This is a genomic window from Rhodococcus sp. P14 (assembly GCF_000256505.1).
In the GTDB taxonomy this organism is placed as follows: Bacteria; Actinomycetota; Actinomycetes; order Mycobacteriales; family Mycobacteriaceae; genus Rhodococcus; species Rhodococcus ruber.
In genome coordinates this window covers 14,095-32,739 of sequence record NZ_AJFC01000260.1, presented here as the reverse complement: position 1 = coordinate 32,739, position 18,645 = coordinate 14,095, and the positions used below count along the sequence as shown (strand labels likewise).

At 71.1% G+C, this 18,645-nt stretch carries 14 protein-coding genes and 1 tRNA gene; 3 read left to right on the top strand and 12 right to left on the bottom strand.

What is annotated here, in order from left to right:
• Window positions 1–7: 7 nt before the first annotated feature.
• Window positions 8–1,333: an ABC transporter substrate-binding protein gene (locus tag OEY_RS0118505; protein WP_010595309.1), complete on the bottom strand. Its 1,326-nt coding sequence runs from the start codon at window positions 1,331–1,333 to the stop codon at window positions 8–10.
• 155 nt (window positions 1,334–1,488) lie between these two features.
• Entirely contained in the window at window positions 1,489–2,103 is a 615-nt protein-coding gene (locus OEY_RS0118500) for an ANTAR domain-containing response regulator (RefSeq protein WP_003937895.1), read from the bottom strand.
• 110 nt (window positions 2,104–2,213) lie between these two features.
• Here OEY_RS0118500 and OEY_RS0118495 point away from each other — a divergent pair.
• From OEY_RS0118495 to OEY_RS31395, 3 genes are all read left to right on the top strand, one after another.
• Window positions 2,214–2,287 (top strand) — tRNA-Leu (locus OEY_RS0118495).
• A gap of 206 nt (window positions 2,288–2,493) precedes the next feature.
• Entirely contained in the window at window positions 2,494–3,276 is a 783-nt protein-coding gene (locus tag OEY_RS0118490) for a hypothetical protein (RefSeq protein ID WP_010595308.1), read from the top strand.
• 151 nt (window positions 3,277–3,427) lie between these two features.
• Complete coding sequence (locus tag OEY_RS31395; protein WP_017681335.1) at window positions 3,428–3,559, top strand: hypothetical protein; 132 nt, start codon at window positions 3,428–3,430, stop codon at window positions 3,557–3,559.
• A 157-nt stretch (window positions 3,560–3,716) separates the two neighbouring features.
• Here OEY_RS31395 and OEY_RS0118480 read toward each other — a convergent pair whose 3' ends face one another.
• The 10 genes from OEY_RS0118480 to OEY_RS0118430 all read right to left on the bottom strand — a co-directional run bounded on the left by OEY_RS0118480 (window position 3,717) and on the right by OEY_RS0118430 (window position 18,637).
• Window positions 3,717–4,922: a cytochrome P450 gene (locus OEY_RS0118480; RefSeq protein ID WP_010595307.1), complete on the bottom strand. Its 1,206-nt coding sequence runs from the start codon at window positions 4,920–4,922 to the stop codon at window positions 3,717–3,719.
• A 23-nt stretch (window positions 4,923–4,945) separates the two neighbouring features.
• Complete coding sequence (locus OEY_RS0118475; protein ID WP_029540103.1) at window positions 4,946–5,905, bottom strand: PDR/VanB family oxidoreductase; 960 nt, start codon at window positions 5,903–5,905, stop codon at window positions 4,946–4,948.
• Between the two features lie 99 nt (window positions 5,906–6,004).
• Entirely contained in the window at window positions 6,005–6,766 is a 762-nt protein-coding gene (locus OEY_RS0118470; RefSeq protein WP_029540102.1) for an IclR family transcriptional regulator, read from the bottom strand.
• A gap of 28 nt (window positions 6,767–6,794) precedes the next feature.
• Complete coding sequence (locus OEY_RS0118465; protein WP_010595304.1) at window positions 6,795–8,144, bottom strand: MFS transporter; 1,350 nt, start codon at window positions 8,142–8,144, stop codon at window positions 6,795–6,797.
• Window positions 8,145–8,750: 606 nt separating this feature from the next.
• Window positions 8,751–13,322, bottom strand: a complete 4,572-nt coding sequence (locus tag OEY_RS0118460; RefSeq protein WP_237713760.1) for a cation-translocating P-type ATPase — start codon at window positions 13,320–13,322, stop codon at window positions 8,751–8,753.
• A 171-nt stretch (window positions 13,323–13,493) separates the two neighbouring features.
• Complete coding sequence (locus OEY_RS0118455; protein WP_010595302.1) at window positions 13,494–15,281, bottom strand: ABC transporter ATP-binding protein/permease; 1,788 nt, start codon at window positions 15,279–15,281, stop codon at window positions 13,494–13,496.
• Between the two features lie 394 nt (window positions 15,282–15,675).
• Entirely contained in the window at window positions 15,676–16,116 is a 441-nt protein-coding gene (locus OEY_RS0118445) for a DUF4383 domain-containing protein (protein ID WP_010595301.1), read from the bottom strand.
• Between the two features lie 173 nt (window positions 16,117–16,289).
• On the bottom strand, window positions 16,290–16,991 hold the full coding sequence (locus OEY_RS0118440) for a GAF and ANTAR domain-containing protein (protein ID WP_010595300.1): 702 nt from the start codon (window positions 16,989–16,991) through the stop codon (window positions 16,290–16,292).
• 131 nt (window positions 16,992–17,122) lie between these two features.
• Window positions 17,123–17,395: an acyl carrier protein gene (locus OEY_RS0118435; protein WP_010595299.1), complete on the bottom strand. Its 273-nt coding sequence runs from the start codon at window positions 17,393–17,395 to the stop codon at window positions 17,123–17,125.
• A gap of 9 nt (window positions 17,396–17,404) precedes the next feature.
• The gene (locus tag OEY_RS0118430; RefSeq protein WP_010595298.1) at window positions 17,405–18,637 is read right to left on the bottom strand and encodes a dihydrolipoamide acetyltransferase family protein; all 1,233 of its coding nucleotides are present in this window, start codon (window positions 18,635–18,637) and stop codon (window positions 17,405–17,407) included.
• Between the last annotated feature and the right edge of the window lie 8 nt (window positions 18,638–18,645).

The following is an 18,645-nucleotide window of genomic DNA, read 5'->3' as shown; positions in this document are numbered from 1 at the left end:
GTCGTCGTCACTCACCGACCACGATGTAGTCCTCCGTGGTGAGCGTGTTGTCCGGCCCGAACACCAGGTGCCCGTACGATCCGATCCCCGGCTCGCCGGCGTCGGTGAACTCGAGTCGGCCGGTGACACCGTCGTAGTCGATGTCCTGGCCCCCGCGCAGCAGATCGACGCACTGCTGGTAGCTGGTACACGTCGTGCCGCCCTGGGTGACGTCGTTGATGTTCGCGGCGATGTCCACACCGGCGGTGGAACCGGCCTGTTCCGCCGCGAGCGCCGAGATCACCACGGCGTCGTAGGACTCGCCGGAATAGTTGAAGTCGATCAGCGCGGGATCGACGGCCCGGAGCCGATTCTGGAAGTCCGGTCCGACGTCCGTGAGCGGCGTGGTGCCACGCATCGTGTCCAGCAGTCCCGGCGCGACGGCCTCACCGAGGGCATTGCCCATGTTTCCGTCCACGCCGTAGACGAGCATCCCGTCGGCCGGCCCGATGCCCACCTCGTGCATGCGGGTGAGAATCTTCGCGGACTCCTCGAACCCGATGAGCGCCACGGCGTCGGGCCCGAAGTTCTTGATCTGGTCGACCTCGGCGTTGAAGGACTGCGCGTTGGGGTCGTAGATGATCTTCTGGATCTGATCCTCCGGCACGCCGGCCTCGACGAGGTTGTTCTGGGTGTTGGTGGCCAGGCCGGTGCCGTACGGGTCGTTGAGCGCGATGATCGACACCCGCTGGGCACCGTCGTCCGAGATCAGCTGCGCCAGCGCCTGGGCCTGCAGCACATCGGTGGGGGCGGTGCGGAAGTACAGCCCCTTGTCGGGGTAACACACGAACTGGTCGGAGGTGTTCGCCGGCGAGAACATCACCACCCCGGCGCCGGTGATCTTGTCGATCACCTTCAACGACACCGACGACGAGGCCGCGCCCACGATCACCTGGGTTCCCGCCGCGAGCTCCCGGTCCACCGTGGAATTCGCCGTGTCGGTCGTGGTGTCGCCCGAGTCGCCGGTGATCAGTTCCACCGGCTGGTTCAGCACACCGCCGGCGGCGTTCACGTCGTCCACCGCGAGTCGCACCGCCGCCACCTCGGGCGGCCCGAGGAAGGCGAGGCTGCCGGTCTCGGGTAGCAGGGTGCCGATCTTGAGCGGTGTCGTCACCGGGGTGGCCCCGGCGGTCGCCTGCGCGGGTTCGCAGTCGGTGGTCACGGTCGTCGCCGACGCTGCGCTGTCACCGGAACCGCCCGTGGCGGAATCGTCGCTGTCCGAGCTACACCCCGCAAGGGCGAGAGACGCTGCTCCGAACACCGCAGCGGCGCGGACGAAGGTCCGTCTGGCCATCCAACTCTCCTTCGGTCGGCATGCACACCGTCTCCGGATACGTCACCGGGACGTGGCCAGAAACCTATCCGCCCCACGCGTTCCGCGAACCCGGGCGAAATCCTTGTGACGCGACCGTTATCGAAGAATTGACACCGGCGTAACGGGAAGCTCCGTCATCCCGCCGCGGCGCCGCCCAGCGTCTCGATGACCACCTCCGCGACGTGCTTCATCGTGGTGCGCCGGTCCATCGCCGCCCGCTGGATCCAGCGGAACGCCTCGGGCTCGGTCATCGCGTGCTTGTCCATGAGCAGACCCTTGGCACGGTCGACGAGTTTGCGGGTCTCGAACCGCTCGGTCAGCCCCGCCACCTCGCGCTCGAGTTCACGGATCTCCGCGAACCGGCTCGCTGCCACCTCGATCGCCGGAACGAGATCGGTCTTCGAGAACGGCTTGACGAGATACGCCATGGCGCCGGCGTCGCGGGCGCGTTCGACGAGCTCACGCTGACTGAACGCCGTGAGAATGACCACAGGTGCGATGCGCCGGGCGGCGATCTCCGAGGCGGCGTCGATGCCGTCGCGCCGGGGCATCTTCACGTCCATGATGACCAGGTCCGGCTTCAGCTGCTCCGCCAGTTCGACCGCCCGCTGCCCGTCGCCGGCCTCGCCGACCACCTCGTAGCCTTCCTCGCGGAGCATCTCCACCAGATCGAGCCTGATCAGCGCCTCGTCCTCGGCTACTACGACGCGCCGCGGCTGAGCGGGATTCTCGTGCGGGGCGGCTGTCATCGTCGGCCATCTCCTGTCGCTCGGGCGGCCCCCGTGGAGGGGGTGGAACGTTAGAAGGGTACCGGTGGCCGACGGCCGTCACCGATCTTCTACAGTGGTCTGCGCACGACGCCCCCGTATCCCAATTGGCAGAGGAAACGGATTCAAAACCCGTCCAGTGTGAGTTCGAGTCTCACCGGGGGCACCGCCACACTGCCGGCCTCCGGCCGGAATGGGGACACCGCCGGCCTCCGACTCGCGGTGCGCCCGCAGCGCCGGCGACGCGAACACGAAACCCGGGGCGCCTCCCCGCGGAAACGCTGGTAACGTGCCGACTTCGGTGAAGCGTCCGTGGCCGCAATCCCCACCGCCCCCCGATCTCGCGGTCCACGAATGGAGATGGGAGAAGGCATGAGACGCGCCCTGCTCCTCGTGACGGCGTGTGCGGCCGTGCTGCTCGCCCCGGCGCCGGGTGCGGCCGCGCACGTACCGGACGAGCGGATCGTGCTGCGCCCCGGCGACGGAATCACCTTCACCAGCGCCGATCCCGCGCCGGGTTGGTGCTCGGTCGGCGCGGTCGGTCACGACCGGGAGGGCCGCCTCGTCGCCGTCACCGCCGGACACTGCTGGCAGAACGGCGCCGGCGAGGTGTGGAAGGTCGGCGAGCAGGGCCACGGACCGATCGGCACCGAGACGTCCGTCTACAGCCCCGGCTCGGTGGACCCCCTCGGGGTGCCGACCGACGCGGTGCCGGACTACGCGGTGATCCTGCTCGACGAGACCAGGGTGCGCGGGTCGAACACGTCGGCCCCGGACGCCGACGGCGAGGTCGTGGCGCTCGAGTCGATCGGCTCGCTGCCGGACGGTGACCAGGACATCGGCCGGCACTGCGCGGCCGGGCACACGACCGGGATCGCATGCGGGCCGTTGCCCCTCGTCGACGCCCTGGACGTCGCCGGCACCCGGGACGTGCTGGTGAACCCGAACTCGCTCAATTCGTGGCTCGTGATGCAACAGGGCGACTCCGGTGGTCCACTGGTCCGCACCGACACCGGCGAGTGGCTCGGCCTCGCCGTCGGCTACCGCCCCGACGATGTGCGCTTCGCGGTCTACCAGCGGGCCGACCGGATCGTCGAGGACCTCGACGCCCGGGGCGGCATCGGCGCCGGATTCACCCTCGTGTGCACCCCGTGACGAGGCGAGTCGTCGCCGCGGACGTCGTCGCCGCGGACGTCGTCTCCGTGTCCGCGCCGTCGTCCGGCGAGGTCCCCCGCGCGGACGATTCGTCGACCGTTCTTTCCTCGTTCGTCAACTTCGGTTCATCCGGCGTCCCTACGGTCGAGGCATGTCGAACCCGATGGTCGCAGTGGGCCCGGATGCGGTGGTCGGCGCCGTGGTCCGGCTGCTCACTCCCCCGCTGTGCGAGCTGTACGCCGTGCTGATGCGCGCCGGTGTGGTGGTCGTCGTCGACGACTGACACCGGCGGCGTCGGTGACAACTGACGCCGCCGGCGTCGGTGACAACCGCCCGGCTCGGCGTGTCAGGCCGAACCCGAAGGGTCACTCGGTGAGCCGCCGGGTGTCGGTGGTCGGCCGATCGAACTCGCGGGTCACGGTGTCTCTGTGCCTCGTCGCTCACGCGAGTCGGACGCGGATCGGCACCGACCGCCACGAGCGGAGGGTGTTGTTCAGGTGCCGGTGCACCGGACCGTCGACCTCGATCGACTCGACCCGTGTGGCCAGCGCCGTGAGTAGCGCCTCCGATTCGAGACGCGCGACGTGCTGGCCGACACACTGGTGGATGCCCATCCCGAACCCGACGTGACCGGACGGGTCGCGCGCGAGGTCGAACGCGTCGGGCCGCTCCCAGCGTCGGGGGTCACGGTTGGCCGCGCCGAGGAACAGCAGAACCTTGTGGCCGTCGGGGATGACGGTGCCGCCGATCTCGATGTCGCGGGTGGCGGTGCGGAAGAAGGTCTGCACGGGCGACTCCCAGCGCACCGCCTCGTCGAACGCGGTCCGCGCCAGCGACGGATTCGCCCGCACCGCTCGCCATTGCTCGGGGTGGGTAGCGAACGCGTACAGTACGGCAGCCAGCCCGTTGACGGTCGTGTCGACCCCTGCGGTGAGGAGCGACCGAACAATCAGGGGTGCCTGGTCGTGGGTGATGTCACCGCGATCCGCCGCGGCCCAGATCTGCGCTCCGAAACCGCCCTCGGTCAGGACGTCGCGCACGCACTGGGCGTTGACCCAGGCCGACAGATCTCGGATCCGCGAGATACCCCGGTCGACCAGGCTGTTGGCGGGGCCGAAGGCATTGAAGGTGTGGTCCCCGTACGGCAGCAGATTCTCCCGCCCGGCGTCGGGTATACCGACGGCGTCCGGGAACACCCGCAGCGGGAACGCCGCGGCCAGGTCGGTGACGGCATCGAGTTCGGTTCCTCGGGTCAGGATCTCGTCGACCAGATCCTCGGCGTCGTCGATCCAGGCGTTCCGGAGCGTGCGCAGCGCGCGGGGACCGAGGATGCGGGTGAGGAGCGCACGGGGGGCGTCGTGGTGCGGCGGGTCCGCCTCGAGCAGCAGGCTCGGTGGCCGCCAGGGCTTCTCGTAACGGAAGTTGCTCAGTCCGACACCCGCGGCGGACTGGAACGACTGCCAGTCGGTGAGGGCGGCGTGCACCTGCTCGTAACGACCCATGCCGAACACGCCGAGACGGTCGAGGCGGACGACGGGCCCGGCCTCGCGAAGTTCCTCCTGGAACGGTAGGGGGTTGTCGAGAACATCGAGGTCGAACGGGTCGGCGTCGCTGATCGGTGTTCCGGTCGGTGCGAGAGTTGTCATGGCGAGATCCCTTGGTGAGGTGGTCAGAGGTCGAGTACCAGGCGGTCGGAGCACGATCGCGAAACGCAGACGAGCATGCAGTCCACGGCCGCTCGTTCGCCGTCGTCGAGTACGGAGTCGCGGTGGTCGGGCTCTCCGGCCAGGACCGTGGTCTCACAAGTTCCGCAGGTGCCTTCGCGACACGACGAGAGCACGCCCACACCGGCTGCCCGCAGCGCGTCGAGCACGCTCTGCTGCGGCGTGACGGAGATCGTGCGGCCCGACCTGGCCAGTTCGATGTCGAAGGGGCTGTTGCGGACCGGGGCCGGCTGCTCCCGAGGGACGAAGCGTTCGAGCCGCAACGCGCCCTTCGGCCAGGACGTGGCGCGGGTCGTGAGCGCATCGAGCAGCGGTACCGGACCGCACGCGTACACCTTCGCGCCGGCCGCCGCGGCTTCGGTGGCGACGTCGAGGTCGAGTCGACCCTTCTGGTCCTGGGGGACGAGGGAGACCCGCTCGCCGTACCGCGCGAGTTCGTCGCCGAATGCCATCGTGTCACGGGTACGGCCGCCGTAGAGGAGGTGCCAGTCGGCGGCGATCGAGTCTGCTTGCCGGATCATCGGCAGCAGTGGGGTGATGCCGATGCCGCCGGCGAGGAACAGGTACCGCGACGAGGGCACCATCCGGAAATTGTTGCGGGGACCGCCGATACCGACGAGATCGCCGACGGCCAAGTGATCGTGGATGTACACCGACCCCCCGCGGCCGTGCGGCTCGCGTAGCACGGCGACGCGGTAGGTGTGGGCGTCCCAGCGGTCGCCGCACAGCGAGTACTGGCGGGTGAGTCCGTTGGGCAGCATCAGGTCGATGTGCGCACCCGGCGCCCAGTCCGGCAGGCGCCTACCGTCGGGATGGGCGAGCGTCAGGGCAGTAACACCCTGTGCCGCAGACTCTTTCGCAATGACTCGCACAGCCGACTCCGTGGCGGCAATGTGATCGGACACGACAAACTCCTCTGTCTCGTCGTCGGATCGAGGATGGTCCGGACCGTGAAGTTCACACCAGACGTTTCTCGATCATTGAGAGAAAATGTGTGCGGCGGGTTACCGGCTCGGCGGCGTCGGGTGGGAGATCACTCGGGATATGCCTCGAGCGGCGGCCTGCAGTGCCGGGATCTGCGCGTAAGCGGAGGGGTCGTTCGGCACGATCAACCCCAGTGCGGCGACGACCTCCTCGGACGCCCCGCGGACGGGGACCGCCACGCCGGTGGTGTCGGGGTGGAGGTGGCCCGCGCAGAGCGCGTATCCCTGTCTGCGGATCTGCGCCAGCGCAGCACGCAGATCCCGGGGGGTGTGGATGGTGTGCTCGGTGAAGGCGCGCATCGGCGCGTTCATCACCTCGTCCTGCACCTCGACCGGACTGTGCGCGAGCAGCACGAGCCCGGACGAGGAGGCGTGCAGTGGTAGCCGACCGGCGACGCGCGTGAAGTTGACGGCTGCCCCGCGCGCGGTGAGTCGTTCCAGGAACAGCACCTCGGTGCCCTCCCGGACCGCCAGCTGGGTGTGCTGGTCGACCACCGCGTGCAGGTCCTCCATGAACGGACGCGCCGCCTCCCGCAGGCTCACCGTGGGTGACGACCGTGAAGCCACCTCCCACAGGCGCACCCCGACCCGCACTCGACGACCGTCACGTTCGAGCCATCCGCACCGGACGAGTTCCTCGATCAGCCGGGAGGCGGTGGCGACGTGCAGGCCTGCGCGCCGGGCGATCTCGGAGACCGTCAGCGTGGAATCGTCGATGCCGAACGCCTCGATGACGCGTGCCGCGCGGGCAAGCACAGACTCTCCCGTGGGAACTCGCGCCACGCCCACTCCTCTCCACGGCCGCCCGGACTCACACGATGGTGAGTTCACCCTCGACGGTAGTCACGCCGCTTCGCGCCGTGACACGAACAACGGAGACCACCACCCCTGCACCCAGGAAAGCGACGGCGACAAGCAGGTACAGCTGGGTCGCGGTCCATCCGGCGTCGAGGAACCCACCCGCGACGATCGGTGACATGATCGCGCCGATGCGTCCGACGCCGATGCCCCAGCCCATGCCGGTAGCGCGCAGGGAAGGCGAGTACACGGCCGGGGTCAGCGCGTAGAGCCCGCCGATGCAGCCGTTCACGACGACGCCGATCGCTGCACCGAGGACGAAGCCCACCGCGACGGTCCCCATGGCAGGCACGAATACGGCGAGCAGGATCGCCGACGCGACCAGGTATCCGACCAGGACGCGTCCGAGGCGGAACCGGACTGTCAGCACGCCGAGGAGGGCGGTGCCGAAGATGCCGCCCAGATTGAGCAGCACACCGCCGGTGATCCCCTGCGTCGCGGACATCCCGGCCTCCACCAGCAGCTTCGGCGTCCAACTCGTCACGAAGTAGAAACCGAACATCGTCAGGAAGAAGGCACCCCAGATCAACAGGGTGTTCCGACGCTGTCCCGGGACGAGCAGGGCGGTCGGTCCGACACCGCGCTTCCGGGCATCGGCAGTGGCAGGGGCCGGGGGCAGCGCGCTCACCGGCGAGTGGCCCGCGCGGACTGCGAACGAATTGATGCGCTCGAGTGCGTTCGCCGGGCGGCGGGCGAACAGGAAGTCGAGGGACTCCGGCAGCCGGAACCAGACGAGCGGGATCAGGGCCGCGGTGCACACACCGCCGAAGAGGAATACCGAACGCCAACCGGACGAACTCTGCAGGACCACGGCCACCACGCCCCCGAGTGTCGCCCCGACCGCGTAGCCGGTGGAGTTGAGGGTCACGGCCAGGCCGCGAAAGCGATTCGACGCGAACTCACTGGAGATGACATTGCTGCTGGCCAGGATTCCACCGATGCCGATACCGGTGAGCACGCGCAGCGCGCCGAGTTGGCCGGCGTTCTGGCTCACCGCCGAGATCAGCATGCCGGTGGACGACAGAGTCAGGCAGACGAGGATCATGGTCCGGCGACCCACACGATCCGCCCACGGCGCGAGGGCGATCGAACCGATCGCCATTCCGAACAAGCCCGCACTGAGCAGCAGACCCAGGACCGATCCTGAGATGCCCCACTCCTGCGAGACGGATTGGGAGGTGAAGGCCATGACGAGGACGTCGAAACCGTCGAGCACGTTCAGCGCTACACACAGTGCGACCGCTGTCCACTGGAACCGACTCATGGGGCCGGTGGCGATACGGTGGCGCAGATCGAGTTCCACGCGAATCTCCTTGCGTTGGAGGGATGCCGGGCACCGGGGAACAGTGCCCGCGGAGCGACAAGAAGCATCACCGGCTCGGATGCGGCGTCGCTACGGAACTCTCAATGGTTGATAGGAAATCATGTGCGGCACGTCTCAGTGCCGGCCCTTTGTGTTCGAGGCCATTGCCCACGGGCCGGATCGAGCGGCGTCGACCTCATCGGCATGTCGCCGGGTGCCCAGGGCGCTGTGTGGACGGGGTGCCCAGGGCACGGTGTGGACGGGGTGCCCAGGGCACGGTGTGGACGGGGTGCCCAGGGCACGGTGTGGACGGGGTGCCCAGGGCACGGTGTGGACGGGGTGCCCAGGGCACGGTGTGGACGGGGTGCCCAGGGCACGGTGTGGACGGGGTGCCCAGGGCACGGTGTGGCCACCGAGCATCGATCAGCGCGCCTCGAGATCCATGCACGGACTCCCCTCGGCGTGGGGTCCGGCCGGGTCGGGTGTCGACGGTGTACCAGGCCGGCGGGCGAACATGTAGGTCGACGGATGGACGGCCCGGGGGTCCGGCGGTGAACTCGGCGCCCCGCGTGGTACGCACGGCGAGCGCGTCGGCCGGCCTCGCGACTACTTCTCTCCCCCTGCCGGCGCGACCCGAGGGTCCGTGGCTGCCGGGGTCTCGGAAGCGTCTCCGGGTTCTCGCGGCGCAAGCACCGACGTCACCACCGCGCCGATCGCCGGTAGCCGTTGCGCGGCGGTCGAGGCGACGGCGGCGAGCACGGTGGCTGCTCCCGCGCACCCGAGTGCCTGGGTCCACCCCACCGGGCCGATCGGCACGCAGCCCAGCAGTCCGCTCACCCCCGGCGTGCTGATCAGTGCGGCCATCACGGCGAGCGAGCCGAGGACGGTGCCGACGACGAGGGGGCTGCGCGAGTCGAGCAGGGTCTGCCCGAGCTGAGCGCCCACGAGCGCGACGAGCGCCACCGTCGATGCACGCGCGTTCGAGCCCGTCATCCGTGCCATGGCCCAGGCCGCGGTGGCCGCGGCCGCGGTAGTGGCGCCGCGGACGGCCACGGTGTGCAGGAGCGCGGACTCGTCGGGCCGCGGCGCGGGACCGGAGCCGTCGATGCGGGGGGTACTGACGGCCAGGGCCGCTGCCGGGAGCGCGTCGGTGAGCATGTTCACCAGCAGCAGCTGCCGGGCATTGAGCGGGGAGCGGCCGGTGACCAGGCTGCCGAGTAGCGCGAACGCGACCTCACCCGCGTTGCCGCCGAGCAGGACCGCCACGGCGGCCTGGACCCGCTGCCACAGCACGCGGCCCTCGTCGAGCGCGTCGAGCAGACCCGCGACGCGCCCCTCGAGCAGCACGACGTCGGCCGCGCCGCGCGCGGGGTCGCTGCCGTGGGAAGCCACGCCGATTCCGACGCTCGCGGCGCGGATCGCGGCGGCGTCGTTGGCGCCGTCGCCGACCATGGCGCACACGTGTCCGGCGTGTTCGAGGGTTTGCACGATCTGCACCTTGTGCTCGGGGGACATCCGCGCGAAGACGAGGCACTGCTCCACGGCGTGCTTTCGTTCGGTGTGCGAGAGCCCGTCCCATTCCGCACCACTGAGTACCTGATCCGTGCCGACGGGCAGGCCCAGTTCGGCGGCGATCGCGACGGCGGTCACCGGGTGGTCGCCGGTGACGAGCCGGACGGCGACGCCCTGCTCGAGCAGCGCGGGCAGCAATCCGGCCGCGTCGGCCCGCGGTGTGTCGGACAATCCGATCAGCCCGACGTGCCGCAGCCCGTTCCCGCACAGTTCCGCGAGGGCATCGGGATCGTCCGTCGCCCAATCGGTTTCGGAGTGGTTCAGGTCACGCTGCCCCACCGCGATCACCCGTAGGCCCTCGGCGGCCAGGGCGTGCACCCGCTCCCGGAGTTCGGGGCTGTCGTCACCGTAGGCACCGAGCATCGTCTCCGGGGCGCCCTTGACCGCCAGGTGGTTTCCGGCGATCGCGGCAGCGTAGGCCCGGCCGGACCGGAACGGCAGGTGGGCGGTCCGTTCGGCGGCCCGGTCCGCGACGGCGGCGGCATGCGCGGACTCGACGATCGCGACGTCGGTGGCGTGCTCGGGCGCTCCCCCGTTCGCCGGGATGCCGGTGCGGGCGGCGTAGGCCAGCACGTCCTGCCGGGTGAAGCCGGGGGCGGCTTCGACCGTGACGACTCGCAGACGGTTCTCGCTGAGTGTGCCCGTCTTGTCGAAGCAGACGACGTCGACACGGCTGAGGGCCTCGATCGAGCGGGGTGCGCGCACGAGGGTCGAGCGCTTGGTGAGCCGGCGGGCGGATGCGACCTGAGCGAGGGTGGCTACGAGGGTCAGCCCTTCCGGCACGGCCGCGACGGTGACCGCCACACCGCTGGTCACTGCCGCGCGGATTCCGGTGCCGCGCAGCAACCCCAGTGCGGCAACGAGTACGCCGCCGCCGAGGCTGACGGGCAGCGCGCGGCGGGTGAGGGTGCTCAGGCGTGCCTGCAGCCCCACTTCCCGGACCTGTGCGGGCGCCATCGCGGTGGCGCGACGGGCCTCGGTGGCCCCTCCCACCGCCGTCACGATCGTCACCGCGGTGCCGGTGAGCACGGTGGTGCCCGCGTAGAGCATGCAGGCGCGTTCGGCCAGCGGCGCCCCCGGCGTCGATTCACTCTGCTTGGCGACCGGAAGCGACTCCCCGGTCAGGGCCGACTCGTCGACCTCGACCCCGTCGGCGTGGACGATGCGCCCGTCCGCGGGCACGACCTCGCCCGGACGGACCTCGACGACGTGTCCGGGGCGCAGCCCGGCCGCGGGGACCCCGACGTACCGCCGGTCCCCGCGCGGGCCGACGACGCGGCGGGCAGGTGGGTCTTGCACCGCCAGAAGCCTTTTCAGAAGACGTTCGGCGCGCAGACGCTGGGCGGCCGAAAGCGCGGCGTTGAGCAGCAGTACGGATCCGACGAGTACGGCATCGAGCGGCGATCCGAGCACCGCGCTCGCCGCGGAGCCCGTGGCGAGGACCGGCGTCAGCGGGTCCGCCAGTTCGGTGCGCACGGCCCGGGTGAAGTCGGCCGCGGATCCGAGCGGACGGACACCGACCCGCCGGACGCCCCGCACCACGCGCATCCGGGTCCGCGCTCGCCACCCGGAGTCCGCTGCGGGCGTGAGCAGGTCGCCCGGTGCGGGGAGGAGCGCGCAGACCTCGTCCACCGGAAGGGCATGCCAGTCGTGGGCCGAACGTGGTTGCGGCAGCGGCGCGGCCAGCGCGGCGCGGGCCGCCGACGTTCCGGCCCACAACCCGGCCGCGGCGCCGGCGGTGACCGACTCCGGACCGCTGCCGGGCACGCCGGGCACCATGAGCAACGTCCCGAGGGCGGACGCGTCGCGGGCGATCTCCACGCCGCGCCGGCTTGCGGTCCGCGCGGCCGGGAGCGCGTGCAGGATCCGCCACGCGCCGGTCAGATCGCGAATCATCACGTCCGCCGACCAGGGTGGGCGGTGCCCGTCGCGGAGGACACCGAGGCCCACGTCGGCCAGACCGAGAGCCTGCGCTGCCTCGACGGTGAGGACCGCGACGGTGCAGCCGTCGCGTTGCAGCTTGTCGACGACGTCGAACAGGGTCGTGTCCATCGACTCGGCGACGGGTTCGAGACGGTCGAAGCCGTTCCGCAGTGATCCCATCGCCTCGTCCTCCGCGGAGACCACGGCGATCCCCGCGCGTCGGGCGGCGGCGAGCACGGCGGAGGCGTAGCGGTCGTGGACCGGTCCGATCAGTACCTGTGCGTCGGCGGGAAGGTGCCCGGGCGCGTCCGGCACGGCGGAGACGGGGTGCCGGCCGGCGGTCACGATGCCACGGTCGACCGCCGCCCGAGCCCGGTCCCACACCGCGCTGCGGTCGCGGTCGGGGACGCCGTTCAGTCGCGTCACCGTGAGGGCGGAGGTGTATAGGGCGCGGGGGTCGACGACGAGCGCGTCGACCTGGTCGAGACGGCGCAGCACGTCCGGGCGCAGAGTCAGCACTCCGCGGGCGGCGAGCCCGCGGGCGAGGGTGGCGGCGAAGGATTCCCGCGCGGTGCGGATGGCCTTGGGGACGGCGACGAGCGCCGCGGTGCCGGCGGTGGCGGGTTTGCCGGTCAGCATCCCGGCCGCTGCCGCGCCGGCGAGTCCGGCCCAGCCGGCGCGGTCGGTGTAGCGCTCGACCACTCCGGCCGCCGGTTCGGTGGGACGGGCCGGACGATGTGGGCAGTGGGCCACGGCCGCGTGAGCGGCGAGTTCCGGTTCGAAGTCGCGCCAGGCGCGCCGCATCGCCAGTGTCTCGCCCACGAGGACGGTCCGGGTGACGACTTCGACGGCGGCCGACGCCGGTGCGAGGGTCAGGGTGTGCAGCACGGTGGTCCCGGCGGCCAGCAGCAGGTCCGCCCTGCCGGTCCCCAGTGCGGATTCGACGAGGGCGCGGATGCGGGGGTGATAGTCCGACACGAGCACCGGGGCGGCTGCGGCGCCGGGCAGGCGCGGCAGGCGCAGACGGCGTCCCGTCGCGGTCAGTACCAGCCCGGTGACGGCGGTGGCCGCGGACACGCCCCGCCGGACGAGCAGGACGTCGTCGCCGGGCAGCCCGGGCGGGGCGGCGGGGTGTTCGGTGGCGGCGGAGTCGTCGGTTGGGACACAGTGTTCGGTTGCAACACAGTCGGTTTCGACGCGCTCGACGATGCGCCGTAGGGCGCGGTCCGTAGGTCCGTCCGGGTCCGTGGACACCACGAGGCGGCACCAGGGGCGGTGCAGTTCGGCCGTGGCCACGCCCGGGGTGGCCCGGATCGCGGCGAGGACCCGGTCGCCGAGCGCCGCGCCGTCCGGGCCGTCGAGGCCCCGGACTTCGATCCAGGTTCGGGCACCGTTCGCCGCGCAGCGCCGGGCGGGGCGTCCGCTGCCCGCTTCCCGGGCGACGTCGGCGACGAGATGGAGGATCGCCGCGGGGGCCGGCGCGGCGACCGCGGCGACGGGGGCACGGAGCAACGCCGTCCCGACGCCTGCCGCCGTGGCGGCGCCGACGACGGCGGCGTCGAGGGCGACGCCGGCACCGGCGGCCGCGACCCGGACGCCGCCCCGCAGCGCGGATCCGGGAAGGGACATCAGGGTGGTGACCGACCGATGCGGGCGCCGCCGGCGGGAAGTTCCGTGGTGCATGGTGTCCTCCTCGGCTGGCGCACGCGCATTCCGGCCCGGGACCGGGCACCGGTGCCACTGCCGGCCGTTCCCGTCGGCCGTCGCCGGCATCGAGGTCACCGATCCTTCAGCGTAGTTCGGTCGCCGCGCGGTGTGGACCCGAGTCGGGCAGATTCGCCGGGCGGCCGGGTCTCAGCGGACGCTCTCGGTGACCGTCCAGCGTCCCTCCCCCTGCAGTTCGAGGACCCGGTCGTGGAACGTGTCGAGGGTGCTGCGGTGCCCGACGCTGACGATGACGCTGTCCGGCAGGGCCTCGCGGAGGGTGCGATAGAGCGCGTGTTCGAGCCCTTCGTCCACGGCGCCGGTGGCCTCGTCGAGGAACACCGTGCGCGGCCGGGCCAGCAGGACTCGTGCGAAGCCGAGGCGCTGCTGCTCCCCGGGCGAGAGCACGCGCGCCCAGTCGGTGTCGTCGTCGAGACGTTCGGTCAGGTGCCCGAGGTGCACGCGGTCGAGCACCTCGCCGAGTTGCGCGTCGTCGGGCATCGGCGGACGAGGGTAGGACAGGGCTTCGCGCAGCGTCCCGAGCGGCACGTAGGGATCCTGGGACAGGAACAGCGCGTCGCCGATCGGACGCGCGATCCGGCCGTGTGCGTACGGCCAGAGCCCGGCGAGGGAGCGCAGCAACGTCGTCTTGCCGCTGCCGGAAGCGCCGCGCACGAGCAGGGCCTCGCCGGGCGGGATGTCGATGTCGAGGCCGGTCACGAGGGGACGGCCGGACGGGGTCCGGACGTCGAGACCGTGCATGTCGAGTGTGTCGCCCTGCTCGGTCGCGACGAGGACGGGCAGCTTCGCCGCCTGCTCGGTGGCGTCGAGCAATCCGTTGAGCCGGATGGTGGTGGCCCGGAACGCGGCGAAGTCGTCGTAGGACTCGCGGAAGAAGGACAGCGATTCGTGGACCTGGCCGAAGGCGTTGCCGGTCTGCATCACGTCGCCGAGGGTGATCTGTCCGGCGAACAGTCGCGGCCCCTGGATGAGGAACGGGAAGATCACCGCGATCTGGTTGACGGTCAGGTTGAAGCCGTCGAACTTCAGGATCCGGAACACGATCCGCCACCAGTTGCGGATCACCGCGGCGAATCGGCTCAGCAGGCCACCCCGCTCGACACCCTCCCCACGGTAGAAGGCGATGTTCTCGCCGTACTCGCGGACGCGGACCAGGGCGTAGCGGTAGGTGGCGCCGAGCTTCTCGTTGAGGAAGTTCAGGCGGATCAGCGGCCGGCCGATCCAGAACGCCACCGCGGTGGTGACCAGCACGTAGAGATAGACCAGGAACACCATGGCACGGGGGATCTCGGTGCCGAAGACGGTGATCGGGCCCGACAGGTCCCACAGGATGCCGGTGAAGCTGACGATGGACAGCACCGCGGTGACCGCTCCCATCGACAGGATGCGGGTGGTGGTGACGAAATCGGTGACGTCGACCTGGATGCGCTGGTCGGGGTTGTCCACGGGCGGATCGACGAACCGGTCCCGGTAGAACGCGCCGGTGTCGAGCCAGGTGTCGACGAGCCGGTTGTTCAGGTGGGTGCGCCAGTGGATGTCGAGGGTCTGGCCGAGCAGGTACGCGACGAGGCTGCGCGCCACGTGAATGGTGGCGAGCACGGCGAACACCCGCATGAACCGCCAGAACGCCGCCTCGTCGAGATTCTGGATCGCGGTGTAGAAGTCGTTGTACCAGTACGAGAACAGCACGTTGACCCGCACCGCGAAGACGGTGAACAGCAGAACCAGGGCCACGAGTCCGAGCGGGCCGAGGCCACGGCGGGGATCGAAGTAGGGCTGCGCGATGCGCCACCACTGCCGCCCCCAGTGGGTTGCCCGTGCGAGCAGCGCCACCACGACGACGAACACCACCGCTGTGATCACATACGCCTTCAGCGTCCACCAGGCGCTGTCGACGAGTACATTTCCCCACTCCATCGGTCGCCACTCCCGTCTGCCGCGCCATCGCGCGATCCATGCGGACGATTGTGGCCCCCGTTCCGGGTGCGCGACGCCGATTCGGCGGTCGACCACTGCGACGCGACCGACCGCGCGGTCCTCGCCACGAGTTTCGCTGCGGCTCCGGACCGTGCTGCTTCACCTCGGGCACGGCGGGTATCCGACGGTCATGGAAATTCTGGGAATTCTCATTCTGGTCGGAGTGGTCGTCTACGTGGTGGTCCAGCGTCGCCGGAGCGGGCCGCGGAGGTGAACGCCGCTCGGCAGGCGCGCCGCGGTCGAGGCCGATCGCCGCGTGTCCGTCGGCGGGGTGGTGCGAAACGCGGCCGGTCCTCGCCGCGAGCGGCGAGGACCGGCGGTCGAGGGGTGACGGTCAGCGGGTACCGGGCACGGCGCGGTGCGTCGTGGTCCGGCGGGGGAGGAGGTAGCCGAGGGCGATCATGCCCACCCCGAGAACGAAGTGCAGCCAGTCGTCGGCGGAGTTGACCGGCACGAAGTTGGCCGAGCTGTCCTTGTCGATGATCAGGCCGTAGAGCCACAGCACCAGGTAGATGATGCCGCCGCCGATGAGGTAGGACCGGGCGGCACCCACCGTGCGGGCCATCGCGACGCCCGCCACGCCGAAGAGCAGATGCACGATGTTGTGGAGGATCGAGACTTCGAAGATCCCGAGCAGGAGGGCCTCGGACTCGTGTCCGGCGAACGTCATGGTGTCGTAGTTGGTCGTGATTCCGGGAATGAACCCGAGAATGCCGACGAGGAGGAACACCACGCCGACAGCGAGGGCGGCTGTCTGCACCGGTGTCCGGGTCATAGTTCGTCCTGCGTGCTCGGCCATGGCCGGCTCCTTTCGTTCGAACACGTGACCGGAGCCGGATCGGCTGCGGCTGTCGGAGTGATACCTCCGGGCACACCGGCGAAACCTCGCTTTCGGGGTTTTTCCCGAATCGGCGGCGGGCCGCACCTCACCGGGTGGGCCCCGCCCGGTCACGGCCCCGGGCGTGGGGGCCGACCGGTGGGGACGGGCCGGGCGACGAGGCGGGCCGCGATGTCGCGCAGCTTGACGTTCTCGTGCTGCGACTGCCGCACCAGCACGGCGAAGGCCTCCTCGGCGGTCAGTCCGCGAGCGGCCATGACGATCCCGACCGCGCGGTCGATCGTCGGACGCGACCGCAGGGCGCGACCGAGTTGCGCGATCTCCGCCCGGGCGCGGGCACCGCGTCGGGCCTGCCGCAGCGCGGTTTCCACAGCCGTCGTGAACACCTCCACCAGCGTCTCGTCCAGCGAGTCGAATCCGTGGTCGTGCTCGCTGTAGAGGTTGAACGAGCCGGCTGTCTCCTCGTCGATCCGCAGGGGGGCGGCCAGTGAGCTCGCCGTCCCGAACTGTTCCGCGCGCTCCGCGAATTCCGGCCAGCGTCGCCGCGTCTCCGCGCGGTCCGCGCGGACCACCCGGCCGCTCCGCGCCGCGTCGAGGCACAGCCCTGCACCGGCGAGGAACTGCGCGTGGTCGAGTTCGTAGACCAGCGGATTGCTGCAGACCTCGGTCTCGAGCCGACCGTCCCGTACCACCGTCACCCCTGCGCTCCCGGCGTCGGGCACGATCTTCACGACGTTGCCGACGAGCCGCCGCAGGAGTTCGGGCAGCTCGTCGCCCTCGTCGAGCGAGTCGGACAGCCTCCGTAGCGCCACGGCGATCTCTCCGACTCGCCCACACAGAGGGTTGTTCCCGGCCATGTCCCCGTCCACGACTGCATCCTCGTCGGTCGTTGCACTCCCCAGCATGCACCCGGCCGGGCGGTCGGGGACCCGATCCGGGGGGTTCACTGGCCGAGGCGCTGCGCCAGATAGTCGACGAGACCGTCGAGCGTGCTCAGGTGCGCGTAGTCCGCCTCGGGGATGTCCACTCCGAGCGACGATCGCAGGCCGATCAGCACGTTCAGCCAGTCCATCGAGTCGAGGTCGACCTGTTGGCGCAGCGGCCGGTCCCCCGCCAGTTCGAGATCCTCGATCTCGGGGGCGACGTCGGCGATCGCGGCGACGACGGCGGCGCGGAGGTCGGCGGGTTCGCCGGTAGCGGTCTCGTCGGTGGTCACGATCTCACCTCACAGTCGTTCGGGGTGCTGGAGCAGTTCGGCGATCTCGGTCAGGAACAGGGCGCCGCGCCGGCCGTCGCTGACCCGATGGTCGGCGGCCAGGGTCGCGGTGACCGCCGATACGGGCCGCACGGTGTCGCCGTCGACCCACGGGCGCCGTGTCGGCTTGCCGAAACCGACCAGCGCGACCTGCGGCGGGTAGATCACCCCGTACACCGACTCCACGCTCTCCTCCCCGAGGTTGGTCACGGTGACGGTGGGGTCGGACATCTCCGAGCTGCGCAACGATCCGGCCCGGGCGCGCTTGACGAGGTCGGCGAGAGCCGCCATGAGTTCGGGCAGGGCGAGGTCGGCGACGTCGTGGATCGCCGGGGCGATCAGCCCACCCTGGCGCAGGGAGACCGCCACCCCCACGTGTGTGGCCGGGGCCGGGTGGAACTCGTCGTCGGTCCAGAATCCGCTCATCTCCGGACAGCGCCGGGTGGCCAGCGCGACCGCCTTGATCAGCAGCGCCGCAAGCAGGACGCGCTCGGTGACCGGCCGTTGCGCGTTGTAGTCGGTGAGCCAGTCGAGGGCGCGTGTGAGCGGAATCTGCTCCGAGAGGTAGTAGTGCGGGATCTCCCGCTTGGACCGTCCCATCGCGGATGCGATGGCGCGGCGCATCTCGGCGGCCTTGTCGACGGGGGTCTTCGCCGGAGCCGCGGCGGGCGGGGGCGCCGGGGCGGCGGATGCGACCGCGGTACGGGCGGCCGCCGCCCGATCGACGTCCTCGATCGTCACCGACTCCCAGGGCCCGGTGCCGGTCACGGTGTCGAGGTCGACGCCCAGCGCCCGGGCCTGCCGGCGGGCGGCCGGCGAGATCCGCCGCCGCGCGGCCGGCGCGGGCCGGGTGGCGGGGGCCGCACCGGCGGGCGCGGGAACGGGGGCCGCCACAGCCGGTGCGGGGACGGGTGTCGCAGCCGGGGCCTCGGACGCCGGGATCCCGTCGACGGGCGGAGCGTCCTCCCCGGGTTCGAGCATCGTGGCCATCGCCGCGCCGACCGGCAGGGGCACGCCCGGCTGCGCGAGCAGCCGGTGGACGACCCCGTCCCGCCAGATCTCGACCTCGACCTCCGCCTTCGCGGTGTCCACCGAGGCGATCACCTGGCCCCGCTCGACCGTGTCACCGGGTGCGACGCGCCATTCGGTCAGGGTGCCCTCGTCCATGTCGGCGCCGAGGGACGGCAGGGTGAACTCGAACACGTCGCCTC